13 protein-coding genes are annotated in these 16,536 nt (G+C 71.9%); 8 read left to right on the forward strand and 5 right to left on the reverse strand.

All coding sequences use genetic code 11. The annotated features are described in order from the left end of the window. Positions 1–847, reverse strand: an 847-nt coding sequence (locus tag AAW13_RS02685; RefSeq protein WP_240528521.1) for a sugar kinase, incomplete at its 3' end; no start/stop codon positions are given. A gap of 199 nt (positions 848–1,046) precedes the next feature. Here AAW13_RS02685 and AAW13_RS02690 point away from each other — a divergent pair. Both AAW13_RS02690 and AAW13_RS02695 read left to right on the forward strand, forming a co-directional pair. After that, positions 1,047–2,324, forward strand: coding sequence for an amino acid deaminase (locus AAW13_RS02690; protein WP_046734713.1), 1,278 nt, complete (start codon positions 1,047–1,049; stop codon positions 2,322–2,324). Positions 2,325–2,332: 8 nt separating this feature from the next. Then, positions 2,333–3,943, forward strand: coding sequence for an N-acyl-D-amino-acid deacylase family protein (locus tag AAW13_RS02695; protein ID WP_046734712.1), 1,611 nt, complete (start codon positions 2,333–2,335; stop codon positions 3,941–3,943). A 61-nt stretch (positions 3,944–4,004) separates the two neighbouring features. On the opposite strand, the gene AAW13_RS02700 is transcribed toward AAW13_RS02695, so the two are convergent. After that, positions 4,005–4,838 (reverse strand): trypsin-like serine peptidase, encoded by an 834-nt coding sequence (locus AAW13_RS02700; RefSeq protein WP_046734711.1) that lies wholly within the window; start codon positions 4,836–4,838, stop codon positions 4,005–4,007. A 245-nt stretch (positions 4,839–5,083) separates the two neighbouring features. Beyond that, entirely contained in the window at positions 5,084–5,749 is a 666-nt protein-coding gene (locus AAW13_RS02705) for a hypothetical protein (RefSeq protein WP_071659402.1), read from the reverse strand. Between the two features lie 159 nt (positions 5,750–5,908). Here AAW13_RS02705 and AAW13_RS02710 point away from each other — a divergent pair, with 159 nt between their 5' ends. The 6 genes from AAW13_RS02710 to AAW13_RS02735 all read left to right on the forward strand — a co-directional run bounded on the left by AAW13_RS02710 (position 5,909) and on the right by AAW13_RS02735 (position 12,278). Next, positions 5,909–7,120, forward strand: a complete 1,212-nt coding sequence (locus AAW13_RS02710) for a pyridoxal phosphate-dependent aminotransferase (protein ID WP_046733631.1) — start codon at positions 5,909–5,911, stop codon at positions 7,118–7,120. A gap of 115 nt (positions 7,121–7,235) precedes the next feature. Next, entirely contained in the window at positions 7,236–7,643 is a 408-nt protein-coding gene (locus tag AAW13_RS02715) for an SCO4983 family protein (protein WP_046733630.1), read from the forward strand. A 201-nt stretch (positions 7,644–7,844) separates the two neighbouring features. Next, the gene (locus AAW13_RS02720) at positions 7,845–8,921 is read left to right on the forward strand and encodes a substrate-binding domain-containing protein (RefSeq protein ID WP_046733629.1); all 1,077 of its coding nucleotides are present in this window, start codon (positions 7,845–7,847) and stop codon (positions 8,919–8,921) included. A gap of 30 nt (positions 8,922–8,951) precedes the next feature. After that, positions 8,952–10,151 carry a toxic anion resistance protein gene (locus AAW13_RS02725; protein ID WP_046733634.1) on the forward strand — a complete coding sequence of 400 codons (1,200 nt, stop codon included), beginning with the start codon at positions 8,952–8,954 and terminating at the stop codon, positions 10,149–10,151. Then, complete coding sequence (locus AAW13_RS02730; RefSeq protein ID WP_046733628.1) at positions 10,148–11,689, forward strand: substrate-binding and vWA domain-containing protein; 1,542 nt, start codon at positions 10,148–10,150, stop codon at positions 11,687–11,689. The genes AAW13_RS02725 and AAW13_RS02730 overlap by 4 nt, the downstream gene beginning before the upstream one ends. Beyond that, complete coding sequence (locus AAW13_RS02735) at positions 11,676–12,278, forward strand: PepSY domain-containing protein (RefSeq protein ID WP_046733627.1); 603 nt, start codon at positions 11,676–11,678, stop codon at positions 12,276–12,278. Before AAW13_RS02730 ends, AAW13_RS02735 begins: the two co-directional genes overlap by 14 nt. Positions 12,279–12,285: 7 nt before the next feature. On the opposite strand, the gene AAW13_RS02740 is transcribed toward AAW13_RS02735, so the two are convergent. Together AAW13_RS02740 and AAW13_RS02745 are read right to left on the reverse strand one after the other, a co-directional pair. Continuing rightward, positions 12,286–14,256, reverse strand: a complete 1,971-nt coding sequence (locus AAW13_RS02740; RefSeq protein ID WP_240528515.1) for a calcium-binding protein — start codon at positions 14,254–14,256, stop codon at positions 12,286–12,288. A gap of 347 nt (positions 14,257–14,603) precedes the next feature. After that, positions 14,604–16,427 (reverse strand): phosphoenolpyruvate carboxykinase (GTP), encoded by a 1,824-nt coding sequence (locus AAW13_RS02745; protein WP_046733625.1) that lies wholly within the window; start codon positions 16,425–16,427, stop codon positions 14,604–14,606. Positions 16,428–16,536 lie beyond the last annotated feature (109 nt).

Genomic DNA, 16,536 nt, shown 5'->3' on the forward strand with positions numbered 1-16,536 from the left:
GCCCACCCGTGCCGCCCTGCGGCACGCCTGTCCGCGGCTGGGGGGCTTGATGGGACGCGGCTGGGCAGCGGCCCACAAGGGCGCTGGGGATGCCCCCGGCCGAAGGCTGGGGGAGGAACTGCGCGAGCGGCCCCCACGCGCCCGCGGCCGAAGAACCCCCCGGGCCACCCCGCTGAAACGCCGTCGCCCCCTTCGCGCCGTCCTTCACCACCAGCACCGCCGGCTCCGGCAGCAGCTCACGAATGGCCTCCGGTCCGCCGCTCACCCCCCACGCCTGCTCCGCCTCGTCCTCCCCGACGAAGACGATGTCGGCCCGACGCGCCAGCTCCAGCAGCACCCGCGCGCCGTCGGAGCCGGTCCACAGACTCGGCCGGTGGTTGACGTCGAACGACACCAGCGGCCGTGCCCCGCCGGCAGCCGTCAGTTCGCGCAGCAGCCCCAGGCAGCCCTCGGACAGCGCGGCCGTGATCCCCGACAGGTGCAGCACCCGCCCCGCGCGCACCGCGCCCAGGTCCACCGTCTCCACCGACATCGCGGAGGCCGCCGACCCCGCCCGGTAGTAGGCCACCTCGTGCGCGTCCGTCGCCCGGTCCCCCGCCGTGCGGAAGTACACCCCCGTCGGGCGTACGGCGTCCCGGCCCACGCACGAGACGTCGACGCCGTACGACGCGACCGTCTCCACCAGGTGGTCGCCGAACCCGTCCGCCCCGACCCGGCTCACCCACCGCACGGTGTGCCCGGCGGCGGCCAGCCCGCAGGCCACGTTGGACTCGGCGCCGCCGATGGCGCGGTCGAAGGAGGGCACGTCCGCGAGCCGTCCCGGCCGGCCGGGCAGGAACGTGACCATGGATTCGCCGAGGGCGACGACATCCACCGTGTCCGGGGCGTCAACGGCGTCCGTGGCCTTCACGATGGGAAGGGCTCCTCGTGGTCTCGGGTCGCTGCGGGCTCCATTGACCCGGCATTGGCGTGGATGTTAGACAGCCGTAAGCGATATACGCAATGAACGTTGCAGAGAACGCAACCACTCTGATCAGGGAGGCTCCGTGTCCCTCGACACCGGCACCGAAGCGCTGGCCCGGCTCGCGGAGGAGCGTGTCGACCACCGCTTCAAGGGCCTCCCGCCGGACGCCGAGGGCCTCACCGTCGGCGAGCTGACCGCCCAGCGCCGCAACCTCTTCACCGACGGCTTCACGACGCCGGTGCTGACGCTCTCCGCCGAGCGCCTGGAGCACAACCTCGCGCTCATGGAGTCGTACACGGCACGGCACGGGCTCGCCTTCGCCCCGCACGGCAAGACCTCCATGGCGCCCCAGCTCTTCCGGCGCCAGATCGAGCGCGGGGCGTGGGGCATCACCCTCGCGGTGCCGCACCAGGTACGGGTGGCACGGGCGTTCGGCACCCGCCGTGTCTTCCTCGCCAACGAGCTGGTGGACGCGCCGTCGCTCCGCTGGATCGCCGCCGAGCTGGCCCGGGACGAGGAGTTCCGCCTCGTCTGCTACGTCGACTCGGTGCGCGGGGTCGAGCTGATGGACGCGGCCCTGCGCGGCAGCCCGCGGCCGGTGGAGGTGGTCGTCGAACTGGCGGCCGGGGAGGGCGCCCGTACCGGCGTGCGCACGGAGGCCGAGGGCGCGGCGGTCGCCGAGGCGGTGGCCGGGACGCGGACGCTGCGGCTGGTCGGCGTGGCCGGGTACGAGGGCGAGGTCCCGCGGCCGGACCCGGACCGGGTGCGCGCGTACCTGCGCCGGCTGGTCGCGCTCGCCGTCGACCTCGACAAGGCGGGCCGGTTCACCGGCGGCTCGGAGATCGTGGTCAGCGCGGGCGGCAGCGCGTGGTTCGACGCGGTGGCGGACGTCTTCGCGGAGATCCCCGAACTCTCGCTGCCGGTGCTGAAGTTGCTCCGCTCGGGCGCGTACGTCTCGCACGACGACGGCCACTACCGCGAGCTGACCCCTTTCAACCGCGTCCCCGAGGAGGGTGCCCTGGAGCCGGCGTTCCGGCTCTGGGCGCAGGTCGTCTCCCGCCCCTCCCCCGGACAGGCCTTCGCCAACGCGGGCAAGCGGGACGCGGCCTACGACCTCCACCTGCCGTTCGCCCAGGTGGTCCGCCGGGAGGGTGTGCGGCGTCCGGCGACGGGCATCACCGTGACCGGCCTGTCCGACCAGCACACCTGGCTGGAGACCGCTCCCGGGGCGGACCTGGCGGTCGGGGACTGGATCGGGCTCGGCCTGTCCCACCCCTGCACGTCGTTCGACAAGTGGCAGCTGATCCCGGTCGCCGAGGCGGACGGGACGGTCGTCGACCACATCCGTACGTTCTTCTAGGAGGGGTCGTGGAGGATCTGGTCATCCGGGACGCGGACGTCGTCGACGGCAGCGGCGAACCCTCCTACCGCGCGGACGTGGTGGTGGACGCGGGCCGGATCGTCGCCATCGTCAAGGAGGCCGCGGCGGCCGGCTGCCAACGCCCCCGCGCCATGCGCGAACTGGACGCCGAGGGCCTGGCCCTCTCCCCCGGTTTCGTGGACATGCACGCGCACAGCGACCTGGCGCTGCTGCGCGACCCCGACCACAGCGCCAAGGCCGCGCAGGGGGTGACCCTCGAGGTGCTCGGCCAGGACGGGCTGTCGTACGCGCCGGTGGACGACCGCACCCTGGCGGAGGTCCGCCGGGCGATCGCCGGCTGGAACGGTCTCGGCGACGACATCGACTTCGACTGGCGGTCGGTCGGCGAGTACCTGGACCGTCTCGACCGGGGCATCGCGGTGAACGCGGCCTACCTGGTCCCCCAGGGCACGGTCCGCGCGCTCGTCGTCGGCTGGGAGGACCGCGCGGCGACCCCCGCCGAGCTGGACCGGATGCGCCGTCTGGTCGCGGAGGGCCTGGAGCAGGGCGCGGTGGGCCTGTCCTCCGGGCTCACCTACACCCCCGGCATGTACGCCCCGGACGCCGAACTGACCGAGCTGTGCCGGGTGGTGGCGGAGCACGGCGGCTACTACTGCCCGCACCACCGCTCGTACGGCGCGGGCGCCCTCGACGCCTACGCGGAGATGGTGGCCCTGGCGAGGGAGGCGGGCTGCCCGCTGCACCTGGCCCACGCCACCATGAACTTCGGCGTGAACGAGGGCCGGGCACCGGAGCTGCTGTCCCTCCTCGACGAGGCCCTCGCCGCGGGCGCCGACATCACCCTCGACACCTACCCGTACACCCCCGGCAGCACGACCCTCGCGGCGATCCTGCCGAGCTGGTCGAACGAGGGCGGCCCGGCGGCGGCCCTGGCCCGGCTGGCGGACGACGACACGTCCGAACGCGTCCGCCACCACTTGGAGGCGGTCGGCTCCGACGGCTGCCACGGCGTCCCCGTCGAGTGGGACACGATCGAGATCTCGGGCGTCGCCGATCCCGCGCTGGCGGAGTTCACCGGCCGCACGGTGGCGGAGTCGGCGCGGCTACGCGGCGAGACCCCGTGGGCGACGGCCCGCCACCTGCTGCTGACGGACCGGCTGGCCACCTCGATCCTCCAGCACGTCGGCCACGAGGAGAACGTCCGCACGATCATGCGCCACCCGGTCCACACGGGCGGCTCGGACGGCATCCTGCACGGCACCAAGCCCCACCCTCGGGCCTACGGCACGTTCCCGCACTACCTCGGCCACTACGTACGGGAGTTGGGCATCCTCTCCCTGGAGGAGTGTGTGGCCCACCTCACCTCACGCCCCGCGGCCCGGCTACGCCTGCCGGACCGCGGCCTGATCCGCGAGGGCCACCGCGCCGACCTCGTCCTCTTCGACCCGGATACGGTGGCGGCGGGCGCGACGTTCGAGAACCCCCGCACCCTGCCGACCGGCATCCCGCACGTCCTGATCGACGGCCGCTTCGTGATCGAGGACGGCCGGAGAACAGAGGTACTCGCCGGACGGTCGGTACGCGGAACACCCCTTTAGGGGCACGAGGAACTGCGCGACCAGCCCGCACGCACCCGCACCCGCACCCGAAAGACGACCCCTACGGCTTCGGCAACGTGCACGCGCTCGCGCCGAGGTTCAGCACGTTCCCCGTCGTGAAGCACGCCGGGATGTTGTACGTCTCCTCGGCGTAGTTGATCCCCTGCCGCACCGTCACGTTCCCGCTCTCGTCGACCTCGCACGGGTTGTCGACGGTGCACCGCTCCCCGTCCTCGTTGCCGGTGTTGTTGACTGCGACCACCTGCCCCGTGGTGGTGTCGATCACCGGCGAGCCCGAGGTCCCCCCGATCGTGTCGCACGCGGAGGTGTAGCGGACCGAGTCCTTCCAGGTCCAGTCGCCCTCCTTCAGCCGGTACACGAACCCGTCGATGTTGCAGCTGTAGATCGTCTTCCAGTAGCCGGAGACGACCTTGATGGCGGTGCCGGCGACGGGGTGGGTGGCGCTGACGGTGAGCGGGCTGATGCCGTAGGAGCTCTTGATGGCCGCGTACGTCGTGGTGGTGCGGTAGATCGTGACGTCGGTGTCGGTCATCGTCGAGTAGACGACCTGGTTGGCGCGGAGGGTGGCGACGCGGGTACCGGAGGAGTTCAGCAGGCCGAAGGTACGGCTGGAGGACTGGCCGGTGATGACCTCGCCGGGGTCCGGGAAGCCGGTCTCCAGGCAGTGGCCGTTGGTGAGGACCAGCGCCGGGTCGGTGTCCGCGGAGTTCGGGAAGCGGATGACGGAGCCGGAGCAGTTGCTGAGCGAGACGGTGCCGGCGAAGTTGACGGTCACCGCCGCGGCCGCCTTGGCCTGTGGTGCGGCGACCGCCGGTGCCGTGCCGATCCCGGTGATGGCCAGGGAGGCGAGCGCGGCGACGAGAGGCTTGTTCATGTGGGGGTCCCCTCTATATGACGAGGTGACCGGAGATCTTCCGGTCACCCGCTGTTTTGTCATGCACATTCTCAGCACAAGCGCACGCGAGGGCAAGGAGTTGTTTCCGGAACGGCCATGGCCGATTTCCGCCCGTGACAGCGGCCCGCGCTTCCGGCGGCCGGGGACTGGGGCCTGTCCGGCAATTCCCGCCCGCTCCGCGGCGCCCACCCTCCGGGCGGACGACGGGAATGGTCGGACAGGCCCTAGCGGGAGTGGCCGCCGCCCCTGCCGTGGCCCCAGCCGTGCCCCCCGTAGCCGGCGGACCCGGTGGGCGTGGCGCCGGTGACCGTCGGTGCGGGCGTGGAGCTCGCGGCACGGCTCGGGGTGGTGTTCGAGGTGGCACCCGGCGCGGCGGTGGTCGCCGACGGGGCGGAGGCCGTGGCGGTCGCGGCCGCCGACGTGGCCGTGCGGGCCGACGGCGGCACCGCGGCGGGCACGGCCGACTCCGGCGACGGCGCGGCGGACGTACCGCCCGGGGTCGCACCCTCCGCGGGCGCGGACGCGTCGGCCGTCGCGCGCTCCGTGTGGTTCCGCTCACCCTGCGCGCCGTCGGACGACGAGGTCCAGGCGACTCCGGCGAGCAGCGCGGCCACGGAAGCGGCGCCGATCGCCCCGGCGGCCGCCACCCTGTTCCGCGGGCGGCGGCCGGCCGCCGCCCGGCGCCGCTCGGCCCGGCCCGGCGCCGCCGGAGGTGCCCCCGGTGCCGCGGCGGGGGCGATCCGGGGCAGTTCGCGCGTCTCGTCGTAGGCGTTGAGCCAGCCGTGCGCGGACGCCGGGTCCCGGTACTCCTCGTACTCCGGGGCCGGTCCGGCCTGGGTCTGGTAGACGCTCGGCGCCCCGGTCTCGTCGTCCTCGGCAGGTCTCGGCATGGACGCGGATTGTAGGGAGAGGAAGGGCCTTTGAGACAGCTACCGGCGATAACAGGCCAAATCACCTGGGCCCGGAACCGTCCCAGGTATCCCTCGTCCGTGTCTCACGTGGTGGGAAACACGGCACGGCGGGCGTTACCGGGCCGTAAGCTCACCGGCATGCAGGTGATCCAGTCGACCAAGCTCGCCAATGTCTGTTACGAGATCCGGGGCCCGGTTCTCGAGGAGGCGATGCGGCTCGAGGCGGCGGGGCACCGCATCCTCAAGCTGAACACCGGGAACCCGGCGGCCTTCGGCTTCGAGTGCCCGCCGGAGATCCTGGAGGACATCCTCCGCAACGTCTCCACGGCACACGGCTACGGCGACGCGAAGGGCCTGCTGGCCGCCCGCCGCGCGGTCGTCATGCACAACCAGACCATCGGGATCGAGACCGACGTCGAGCACGTCTTCATCGGCAACGGCGTCTCCGAGCTGATCGTGATGGCGATGCAGGGCCTGCTCGACGACGGCGACGAGGTGCTCGTACCGGCGCCGGACTACCCGCTGTGGACCGCGGCGGTCTCGCTCTCCGGCGGTACGGCCGTGCACTACCGCTGCGACGAGCAGGCGGACTGGATGCCCGACCTCGCCGACATCGAACGCAAGGTCACCGACCGCACCAAGGCGATCGTCATCATCAACCCGAACAACCCGACGGGCGCGGTGTACGACGAGGCGATGCTGAGGGGCCTGACCGACATCGCCCGCCGGCACAACCTGCTCGTCTGCTCCGACGAGATCTACGACAAGATCCTCTACGACGGCGCCACCCACACGCCGACCGCCTCCGTCGCCCCCGACCTGCTCACGCTCACCTTCAACGGCATGTCCAAGGCGTACCGGGTGGCCGGTTACCGGGTCGGCTGGATGTCCGTCTCCGGGCCCCGCGCGCACGCCGACTCCTACATCGAGGGTCTGACGATCCTCGCGAACATGCGGCTGTGCGCCAACATGCCGGGCCAGCACGGAGTGGTCGCCGCGCTCAGCGGCCGGCAGACCATCAACGACCTCGTCCTGCCGGGCGGGCGGCTGAAGGAGCAGGTGGACCTCGCCTACGACCTGCTCACCCAGATCCCGGGCGTCACCTGCGTCCGCCCCAAGGGCGCCCTGTACCTGTTCCCGCGCCTCGACCCGCAGGTGTTCAAGATCAAGGACGACCGGCAGATGGTCCTGGACCTGCTGCGGCAGGAGAAGATCATGGTCGTCCAGGGCAGCGGCTTCAACTGGCCGGAGCCGGACCACTTCCGGGTGGTGACCCTGCCGACGGTCGGCGACCTGCGGGACGCGATCACCCGGATCGGCCGGTTCCTGGACGGGTACGGCCAGCCGTAGCCGCGAGCGGGCGCAGCCGCTGGTAGCCGCCGGGCCACCGTCCGTGAACCGGGTCAACTTTAGACGAGATCTAAGCTAGGATGGTTTCCTGCCAGAGCACAGGAGGCCATCTCCCATGTATGAGCCGATCCGCAGCAAGTCGGTCCACAGCACGATGGCCGGCACGCCCTCGGACTTCCCCCACCGCACGCGCGAGGAGGAGCTGGACATCCAGCTCGCCGGGCACCTCGCGGCGCTGCTCGCCGTCACCGACGAGCTGCGCACCCTCACGCCGTCCACCGACCTCGACGCCGCCGCGACCCGGCTGGCCGAACAGGTGACCCGGCTGCGGGGCGGACGCACTCCGGTCCGCGCCTCGCTGACGACGGTCCAGCAGCCGGCCACGCTCCACGAACGCGCCCACGCGCTGGCGGGCCGCGCCCTGGTGGTCGCCGCCTCCCGGGCGGACACCGCGGCGGCGATCCTCGCGGCTGAGCGCATGGACGCCCACGCGGCGGCGACGGAACTCACCACGACGGGCTGACCCGCCCCTTCCCAGGAACGGCCCCGGTCCGCGCGCACCCGCAGCGACGCGCGGACCGGGTTGCCACAACCCCGCCCCCGGACCCGCCCGTTGCACTCCTGAGCGGCCTTCGTCCCCCCGTTGTAATCCGGGACGTCCGATTCACCCCCCGTTCACCCTGGACGCCCAGGAACGTGGGGTTCCGCGAGCACGCTCCCCCGCGTGAGACGAATCGCAGGAATCGTCCTCGCGGTACTGCTGATCGGCGGCGTGGTGGCTGCCGTCGTCGCAGGCCGACACGGGGATGACAAGGGCACGGCAACGAAGACCGTGCGCGGTGTGATCGGTTCGGAGAAGTCGGACTTCTTCGCCGATCCCGATGTGGTGAAGGCCCTCGCCGCCAAGGGCTACACCGTGAAGACGGAGGCGTCGGGGTCCTGGGCCATGGACGGACTGGACCTGAAGGGCTACGACTTCGCCTTCCCGTCCAGCTCCGCGCCCGCCGACGCGCTGGCCGCGAAGTACCACGCCCGCCAGCCCCTCCCCCGGCCCTTCTACTCGCCCCTCGTGGTCGTCGCCCACCGCAGCGCGGCCCAGGTGCTGGCCGCCAACGGGCTCGCCGTGCTCGACGGCAAGGGCAAGGGCACCCTGAGGATGGCCGGCTACCTGGACGCCGCCCGGCACGACCGCACCTGGCAGCAGCTGAAGGGGGCCAAGGCGCACGGGGAGCTGACCGGGACGCTGTACGTCACCAGCACCGACCCGGAGACCTCCAACTCCGGTGCGCTCTACCTCGCCGCCGCCTCCTACGTCGCCAACGGCGGCCGGGTCGTGGCGAGCGACGCCGACATCGCACGGACCGCACCGCTGCTGCACAAGATCGTCAGTGTGCAGGGCGCCCAGCAGCCCAGCAGCGACTCGGTGTTCCGGGACTTCATCAGCGGTGCCGGCAACCCGCTGGTGTTCCTGTACGAGTCGCAGGTCGTCTCGCTCCTCGCCGAACAGCACGGCGCCGACGACCTCGTGGTCCTCTACCCCGACACCACGGTCAACAGCGACCACACGATCGTGCCCCTGGACGACGCCGGACGGCAGCTCGGCGACCTCCTCAGCACCGATCCGGCCCTGCGCAAGCTCGCGGTCCGGCACGGCTTCCGGCCCCAGGGCGACTCCGCGGAGTTCGTCCAGGCCACCGCCGACCGCGCCGCCTATCTCAACCAGACACTGACCGGCGTCCGGCAGGCGCCCGTGCCCACCTCCGCGGTGCTGCACGAGATGGCCCGCCGGGCGCGCGGCTGACGGGGGGACCCTGTGAGCAACTTCGACAAGATGACACCGAGCGGCGGCGCGCACCCGCCCACCCTCAGCGGCGAGGACGTCTTCACGCTGACCCCGCCGGAGGCGGTGGCACCAGTGCCCCGGGAACGGGCCGGCGGCCTGGTGCCGGTCGACGACGGCGTCCGCGCCGACATGACGGACAAGGCCGCCGAGTACGTCCGCGGCCTCGCCGCCCTCGACGCGCGGTCACCGGAGTTCGCGGTCAAGGTAGGTGAGATCACCGGCCTCGGCGCGGGCGAGATGCGCACCGCCGCCGCACAGTCCAACCGGATGCTGGAGCGCGCCGTCCGCAGCCTCCCCGACAAGGGCGGCGACGCCCAGGCCAAGGTGGCCGGTTCGCTGGTCGAACTCCGCCGGGTCGTCGAGGACCTGGACCCGCGCGACCTGCCCGCGGGCAAGGGCCGCAAGTTCCTCTCCCGGCTGCCCGGCGGCAACCGGCTCCGCGACCATGTCGCCAAGTACGCCTCCGCGCAGTCCACGTTGAACAGGATCGTCGGCTCGCTGCGCGGCGGTCAGGACGAACTCCGCCGGGACAACGCGGCGTTGGGGACCGAGCGGGTGCGTCTCTGGGAGACCATGGGCAAGCTCCAGGAGTACGTGGTCCTCACCCAGGCCCTGGACACCGCCGTGGAGCAGCACCTCGCCCGGCTCCAGGACCCGCAGGACGCCGACGCGCTCCGCGCCGACGTGCTCTTCCCGGTCCGGCAGAAGCACCAGGACCTGCTCACCCAGCTCGCGGTGTCCGCGCAGGGCTACCTCGCGATGGACGTCGTACGGCGCAACAACGACGAGCTGATCAAGGGCGTCGAACGCGCCGCCACCACCACCGTGTCCGCGCTGCGCATCTCGGTGATGCTGGCCTCCGCGCTCGACAACCAGAAGAAGGTCATCGAGCAGGTCGACGCGTTGCGCGGGACGACCGAGGAGCTGATCCGGGGCAACGCGGAGATGCTGGCGAGCCAGAGCGGGGAGATCCAGCGCATCGCCGCCGACCCGGCCGTCGGCGCCGAGACACTGCGCGCCGCCTTCCAGCAGATCTACCGCACCCTCGACGCCATCGACACCTACAAGGTGCAGGCGACCGAGGCGATGTCCGAGACCGTGCGGTCCCTCACCGACGAACTCCAGCAGGCCGGTGCCTACCTGGAGCGCAGCCGCGCGAAGGGCGCGCTGGAGGGCGGCCTCGCATGAACAGACGTACGCTGCTCGCCCTCGCGGCGGCCACCGCCGTCATGCTGACCGGCTGCACCTCCGGGCCGGACGAGGACGACGACTCCACGGCGCCGAAGCCCGGCACCCTGCGGGTCCTCGCCTCCTCAGAGCTCAGCGACATGACAGCCGTCCTCGACCGCGTGCAGAAGGACACCGGGGTCACCGTCCGCCCCACCTACATGGGCACCCTGGACGCCGTCGACCTGGTCGCCCGGGGCAGGGCGGACGGCAGGTACGACGCGCTGTGGCTGTCCTCCGACGACTACCTGAGGCTGCGCCCGGAGGCGGCGCGGAAGGTCGTCTCGGAGACCTCGGTCATGACCAGCCCGGTCGCGATCGGCGTGCGGACGGCCACTGTGAAGGCCCTCGGGTGGAAGCCGGACGCGGTCACCTGGTCCCAGATCGAACAGGCCGTGACGGCGGGCCGGCTGACCTACGGCATGACGGACCCGGCGCGCTCCAACTCCGGTTTCGCCACGCTGATCTCGGTGGCCTCCGCGCTCTCCGGCGCCCAGTCGGCGCTCACCGACGCGGACGTGACCAAGGCGACCCCGCAGCTGAAGGAGTTCTTCAAGGGCCAGAAGCTGACCTCGGGTTCCTCGGGCTGGCTGGCCTCCGCCTACCGGCGGCGCGGCGACGTCGACGCGCTGCTCAACTACGAGTCCGTCCTCAAGGGCATCCCGGGACTCACGGTGATCCGGCCCAGCGACGGCGTGGTCACCGCCGACTACCCGTTCTCCTCGCTCGCCGGCACCTCCGCCGACACCCGCGAGGACGTCCGCAAGGTCACCGAGGACCTGCGCACGACGGCCGTGCAGAAGCTCATCACCGACACCACGCACCGCCGGCCGGTGGTCGCCTCCGTCCCGCCGGCCGCCGGTCTCGAGACCACCCGCCGCCGCGAACTCCCCTTCCCCGGCAGCAAGTCGGTGGCCGACGGGCTGATCTCGGCCTACGAGAACGAACTGCGCCGCCCGTCCCGCACGGTCTACGTCCTGGACACCTCGGGCTCCATGGACGGCGACCGGCTGGACCGGCTGAAGAAGGCCCTCACCGCCCTCACCGGCGACTTCCGCGACCGCGAGGAGGTCACCCTGATGCCGTTCGGCTCGGCCGTGAAGAGCGTCAGCACCCACGTCGTGGAACCGGCGGACCCGAAGGCCGGCCTGAACGCGATCCGCAAGGACACCGAGGCCCTGAACGCCGACGGCAACACGGCGATCTACACCTCGCTGGAGAAGGCGTACGACCATCTCGGCAGCGGCGAGGACACGTTCACGTCGATCGTGCTGATGACGGACGGCGAGAACACCACGGGTGCGAAGGCCGCGGAGTTCGACGGCTTCTACCGGGGTCTGTCCGCCGCCCGCCGGAACATCCCCGTCTTCCCCATCCTCTTCGGCGACTCCTCACGCGCCGAACTCCAGCACATCGCCGACCTGACCGGCGGTCGTCTCTTCGACGGCCGGGAGGGCTCCCTGGACGGCGCCTTCGAGGAGATCCGTGGCTACCAGTAAGGTCCTCGCCCACCTGGAGTCCCGCAAGAACCTCACCGGTTCGGCGGGCGGTCTCCTCGGCCTGGTCCTGACCTTCACCGGTGTGGCGGGCCCCTACTGGCCGGTGGTGGTGGCCGGCCTGTACGGCGCGGGTGCCCTGATCGCGCCGCCGGAGCGTCCGGCGCCGCCGGACTTCCCGACACCCTCGGCCCAACTGAACGAGGTGCGGGGTGACTTCGAGCAGCTGGGTGCCTATCTGGCGGAGGTGGACCTGCCCCCGGCGGCCGCCGGGCGGCTGACCGAACTGCGGGACCTGCTGGCCGCGTTGCTGGATCCGGGCTGGGCGGCCGAGCTGCTCGCCCAGGACCCCGAGGGAGTGCACGTGCTCTCCCGGGCGGTACGGCAGGACATCCCGGAGGCGGTCGACAGCTTCGTGAGGACCCGGTGGTGGACGCGGATGGCACCGGGCCAGGAACCCCCGGAACGCCACCTGGAACGGCAGTTGGCGGTCCTGAAGGAGGAGGCCGAGCAGCTGGCGGCGGGCCTCGGGGAGACCGAGGCCCGCCGCCAGGAGACGCACACCCGCTATCTGGAGGAGCGGGGCAACTGAGCGCCGCTCAGGGGCAGCTGATCCGGGTGTCGCCCGGGTCGGTGGTGCAGGTGTCGGTGCCCAGGCCGCCGTTGGCGGTGTCGTTGCCGGAGACGCCGTCGGTGGTGACCACCCGGTCGTTGCCCGCGGAGCCGCTCACCGAGTCGTCGCCCGGTCCGCCGTACAGGGTGTCGTTGCCGGCGCCGCCGTCGATGGTGTCGTTGCCGTAGTCGCCGTAGACGGTGTCGGTGCCACCGTTGCCGAGCAGGGTGTCGTTGCCGCCCAGGCCGCAGATCACGTCGTTGCCGAAGGTGCCGTTCAGGCGGTCGGCCCCGCTGGTGCCGATGATCGTGCAGCCCCGGGAGTTGACGACGGTGCCGGTGGCCGTGGCGGTGTTGTTCCCGGTCACCGGGTCGGCCGGGGTGCCGCCGGCCGTGGCGGTGTTGCGCAGCGTGCCGGCGGTCCGGGGTTCGGCGACGACCGTGACGGTGGCGCTCGCGCCCGGGGCCAGCGTGTTCAGGGCGCAGGTGGCGCCGGTGGCGGTGGTGGTGCAGCTGCCCTGGGAGGGCGTGGCCGAGATCAGGGTGGCGCCCGTCCCGGAGAGGGTGTCGGTCAGGCTGACCCCGGTGGCGGAGGCGGTGGAGGTGGCCGAGTTGGTCACGCGAACGGTGTAGGTGGCCCGGTCGCCGAGGGTGACGGAGGACGGGCCGGCCTTGGTGACCGACAGGTCGGCGCTGGGCGGGGGCGGCGGCACGGTGCCACCGCCGCCCAGGTAGCGGACGAGGGCGAAGTCGCCATTCGGGCCGCCCTGGCCGACGGCGACGATCCGGCCGTCGGACTGGAGCGCCACGCCGTGCGCCACGTCGCTCCCGCCGAAGCTCGTGGTCGTCCTGCCGTTGTCGCCGAAGCCGCCGTCCAGGCTGCCGTCGGGGTTGTACCGCAGCACGTTGAACCCGCCGGAGCCACTGCCCGCGACCACGATCCGGCCGTCGCTCTGGAGCCTGACGTCCTGGGCGGCGCCGCCGCGGGTGACGACCAGGCCGTTGCCGTCGAAGCCCGGATCCAGGGTGCCGTCGGGGTTGTAGCGGGCCAGGGCGAAGCCGCCGCCGCCCCCGCCGGCCGCGACGATCTTGCCGTCGGGCTGGAGGGCGAGCGCCTCCGCGGAGTCGTAGTCGCCGAAGTCGGTGCGCTGGATGCCGCCGTTGCCGAACCCCGTGTCGAGGCTGCCGTCGGGGTTGTAGCGGATGAGCGCGAAGTCGAAGCGGGTGGTGCCGACCTCGCCCGCGACCACGATCCTGCCGTCGGGTTGCAGGAGCAGGGCGCGCGCGTCCCCGCCCTCCTGCGGAGTGGAGCCCGCGGGGTTGGTGGTCACCATGCCGTCACCGCTGAAACCGGTGTCCGGGCTGCCGTCGGGGTTGTAGCGGGCCACCGCGGCCCGGCCGCCGACATAGCCCGCGGCGACGATCTTGCCGTCGGGCTGCACCGCCACGTCCGCGGCCTCCTCGGGGGTGCCGAAGTCGGTGAACACCCGGCCGTCGCCGTCACCGAAGCCCGTGTCCAGGGTGCCGTCCGCGTTGTAGCGGACCACCGTGAACCAGCAGCAGTTCTCGTACCCCCGCCAGCTGCCGCCGGCCACCACGATCTTGCCGTCGGGCTGGAGCGCCACGGCGTGGGCCTCGCTCCACTGGAGGTCGCCGTCGGCGATCATGTTGTTGACGGGGGTGGTGACCTTGCCGTCGCCGCCGAAACCGGTGTCCAGGGTGCCGTCGGGGTTGTGCCGGGTCACCGCGAAGTCGCTCTCGGGTACCGAGTCGTCGGCGGCGGAACCGACGGAGACGATCTTGCCGTCGGGCTGGACCGCCACGTCGTTCGCCGAGTCGTCGCCGCCGAAGTCGGTGACGACCCTGCCGTTGCCGCCGAAGCCGGTGTCCAGGTCGCCGGGGGCGGCGACCGCGGTGCCGGGCAGGGCCAGGACGAGCGCCAGGAGGGTGGCGGCCACGGTTCCGGCCCGGACCGTGAGCGATCGAACACCAGGTGTGATCGATCGAACGTGAGGTGTGAGCATGGGCGACAGCGTCCCGGTGCCGGACCGGGAGTCAGCTCGCCACGAGGGCTCTTGGGCTCACCGGCCGCAGGAATCCACCCCGGCGGGTGAGGCCTGCGCCACGCACAGGCGAAGGCCTGCCGTCGCCGGGCTCCCGTCGGGGCGGACGGGAAGAGGCGACGGCAGGCCCGCAGGCCCCGCACGCCGTTGTGCGCGGCCTCGCCGGTTCACACCGCGGCCGGTCGTGACGATCGCTGGTCAGGGCACACCACCGGAACCGGCCGCGGAGTCTTCGTCGGGGGTCAGCCCAGGCGCTCGACCAGCGCCCGGTACTGCTCCCACAGCTCCTTCGGCGTGTGCTCGCCGAAGGTGTCGAGGTGGTCCGGGACCAGCGCGGCCTCCTCGCGCCAGACCTCCTTGTCGACGGTCAGCAGGAAATCGAGGTCGCTGTCGTCGAGGTCGAGCCCGCGGGTGTCGAGGGCGTCCCGGGTCGGCAGCACGCCGATCGGCGTCTCCACACCGTCCGCCTTGCCGTCCAGCCGCTCCACGATCCACTTCAGGACACGGGAGTTCTCGCCGAAGCCGGGCCAGACGAACTTGCCCTGGTCGTTCTTGCGGAACCAGTTGACGTAGTAGATCTTCGGCAGCCCGGCCTGGTCCTTGCCCTTGGCCACGTCGATCCAGTGGGCCATGTAGTCGCCCATGTTGTAGCCGCAGAACGGCAGCATCGCGAACGGGTCGCGGCGCAGTTCGCCGACCTTGCCCTCGGCCGCGGCCGTCTTCTCGGAGGCCACGTTGGCACCCAGGAAGACACCGTGGTTCCAGTCGAAGGACTCGGTGACCAGCGGTACGGCGGTGGCGCGCCGGCCGCCGAACAGGATCGCCGAGATCGGCACGCCCTTCGGGTCCTCCCACTCCGGCGCGATGATCGGGCACTGCGCGGCGGGCACGGTGAAGCGGGCGTTGGGGTGGGCGGCCGGGGTCCCGGACTCCGGCGTCCAGTCGTTGCCCTTCCAGTCCGTGAGGTGGGCGGGCAGTTCCTCCGTCATGCCCTCCCACCAGATGTCGCCGTCGTCGGTGAGCGCGACGTTGGTGAAGACGGCGTTGCCCCACAGCGTCTTCATCGCGTTGGCGTTGGTGTGCTCACCGGTGCCGGGCGCGACGCCGAAGAAGCCGGCCTCGGGGTTGATCGCGTAGAGGCGGCCGTCCTCGCCGAACCGCATCCAGGCGATGTCGTCGCCGATCGTCTCGACGGTCCAGCCGGAGACGGTGGGCTCCAGCATCGCGAGGTTGGTCTTGCCACAGGCGCTCGGGAAGGCCGCGGCGACGTACTTGGACTCGCCCTGGGGAGGGGTGAGTTTGAGGATCAGCATGTGCTCGGCGAGCCAGCCCTCGTCGCGCGCCATGACGGAGGCGATGCGCAGGGCGTAGCACTTCTTGCCGAGCAGGGCGTTGCCGCCGTAGCCGGAGCCGTAGGACCAGATCTCGCGCGACTCGGGGAAGTGCGAGATGTACTTGGTGCTGTTGCACGGCCACGGGACGTCCGCCTGGCCGTCGGCCAGCGGGGCACCGAGGGTGTGCACCGCCTTCACGAAGAAGCCGTCGTCGCCGAGTTCGTCGAGGACCGCCTGGCCCATGCGCGTCATCGTGCGCATGGAGACGGCGACGTACGCGGAGTCGGTGATCTCGACGCCGAGCGCGGAGAGCGGGGAGCCGAGGGGGCCCATGCAGAACGGGACGACGTACATCGTCCGGCCCTTCATCGAGCCGCGGAACAGGCCCTTCTCCCCGGAGAAGATCTCCCGCATCTCGGCGGGGTCCTTCCAGTGGTTGGTCGGGCCCGCGTCCTTCTCCTGCTCGGAGCAGATGAACGTGCGGTCCTCGACCCGGGCGACATCGGTCGGGTCGGAGGCCGCGTAGTACGAGTGGGGGCGCTTGATCGGGTCGAGCTTCCTGAAGGTGCCCTTCGCCACGAGCTCCTCTGCCAGTCGCTCGTACTCGGCCTCGGATCCGTCACACCAGACCACGCTGTCCGGCTGGGTCAGTTCGGCGATCTCGTTGACCCACGAGATCAGTTCCTGATGGTTGGTGGGGATGACGGTGGGAGCCGCGATGTCGCGCGCCACGATTGCTCCTAAATGAGGGATTTTTGATCTTTCGGCCTTGCTGGAAGGCCTTGTTGCCCCGTGGGGGCTGCGACCCGGATGCTTCGTAGCCGCTCATCCGGTGCCGACC

Origin of the sequence: Streptomyces humi, from assembly GCF_001005085.2 — a bacterium.
GTDB lineage: Bacteria > Actinomycetota > Actinomycetes > Streptomycetales > Streptomycetaceae > Streptomyces > Streptomyces humi.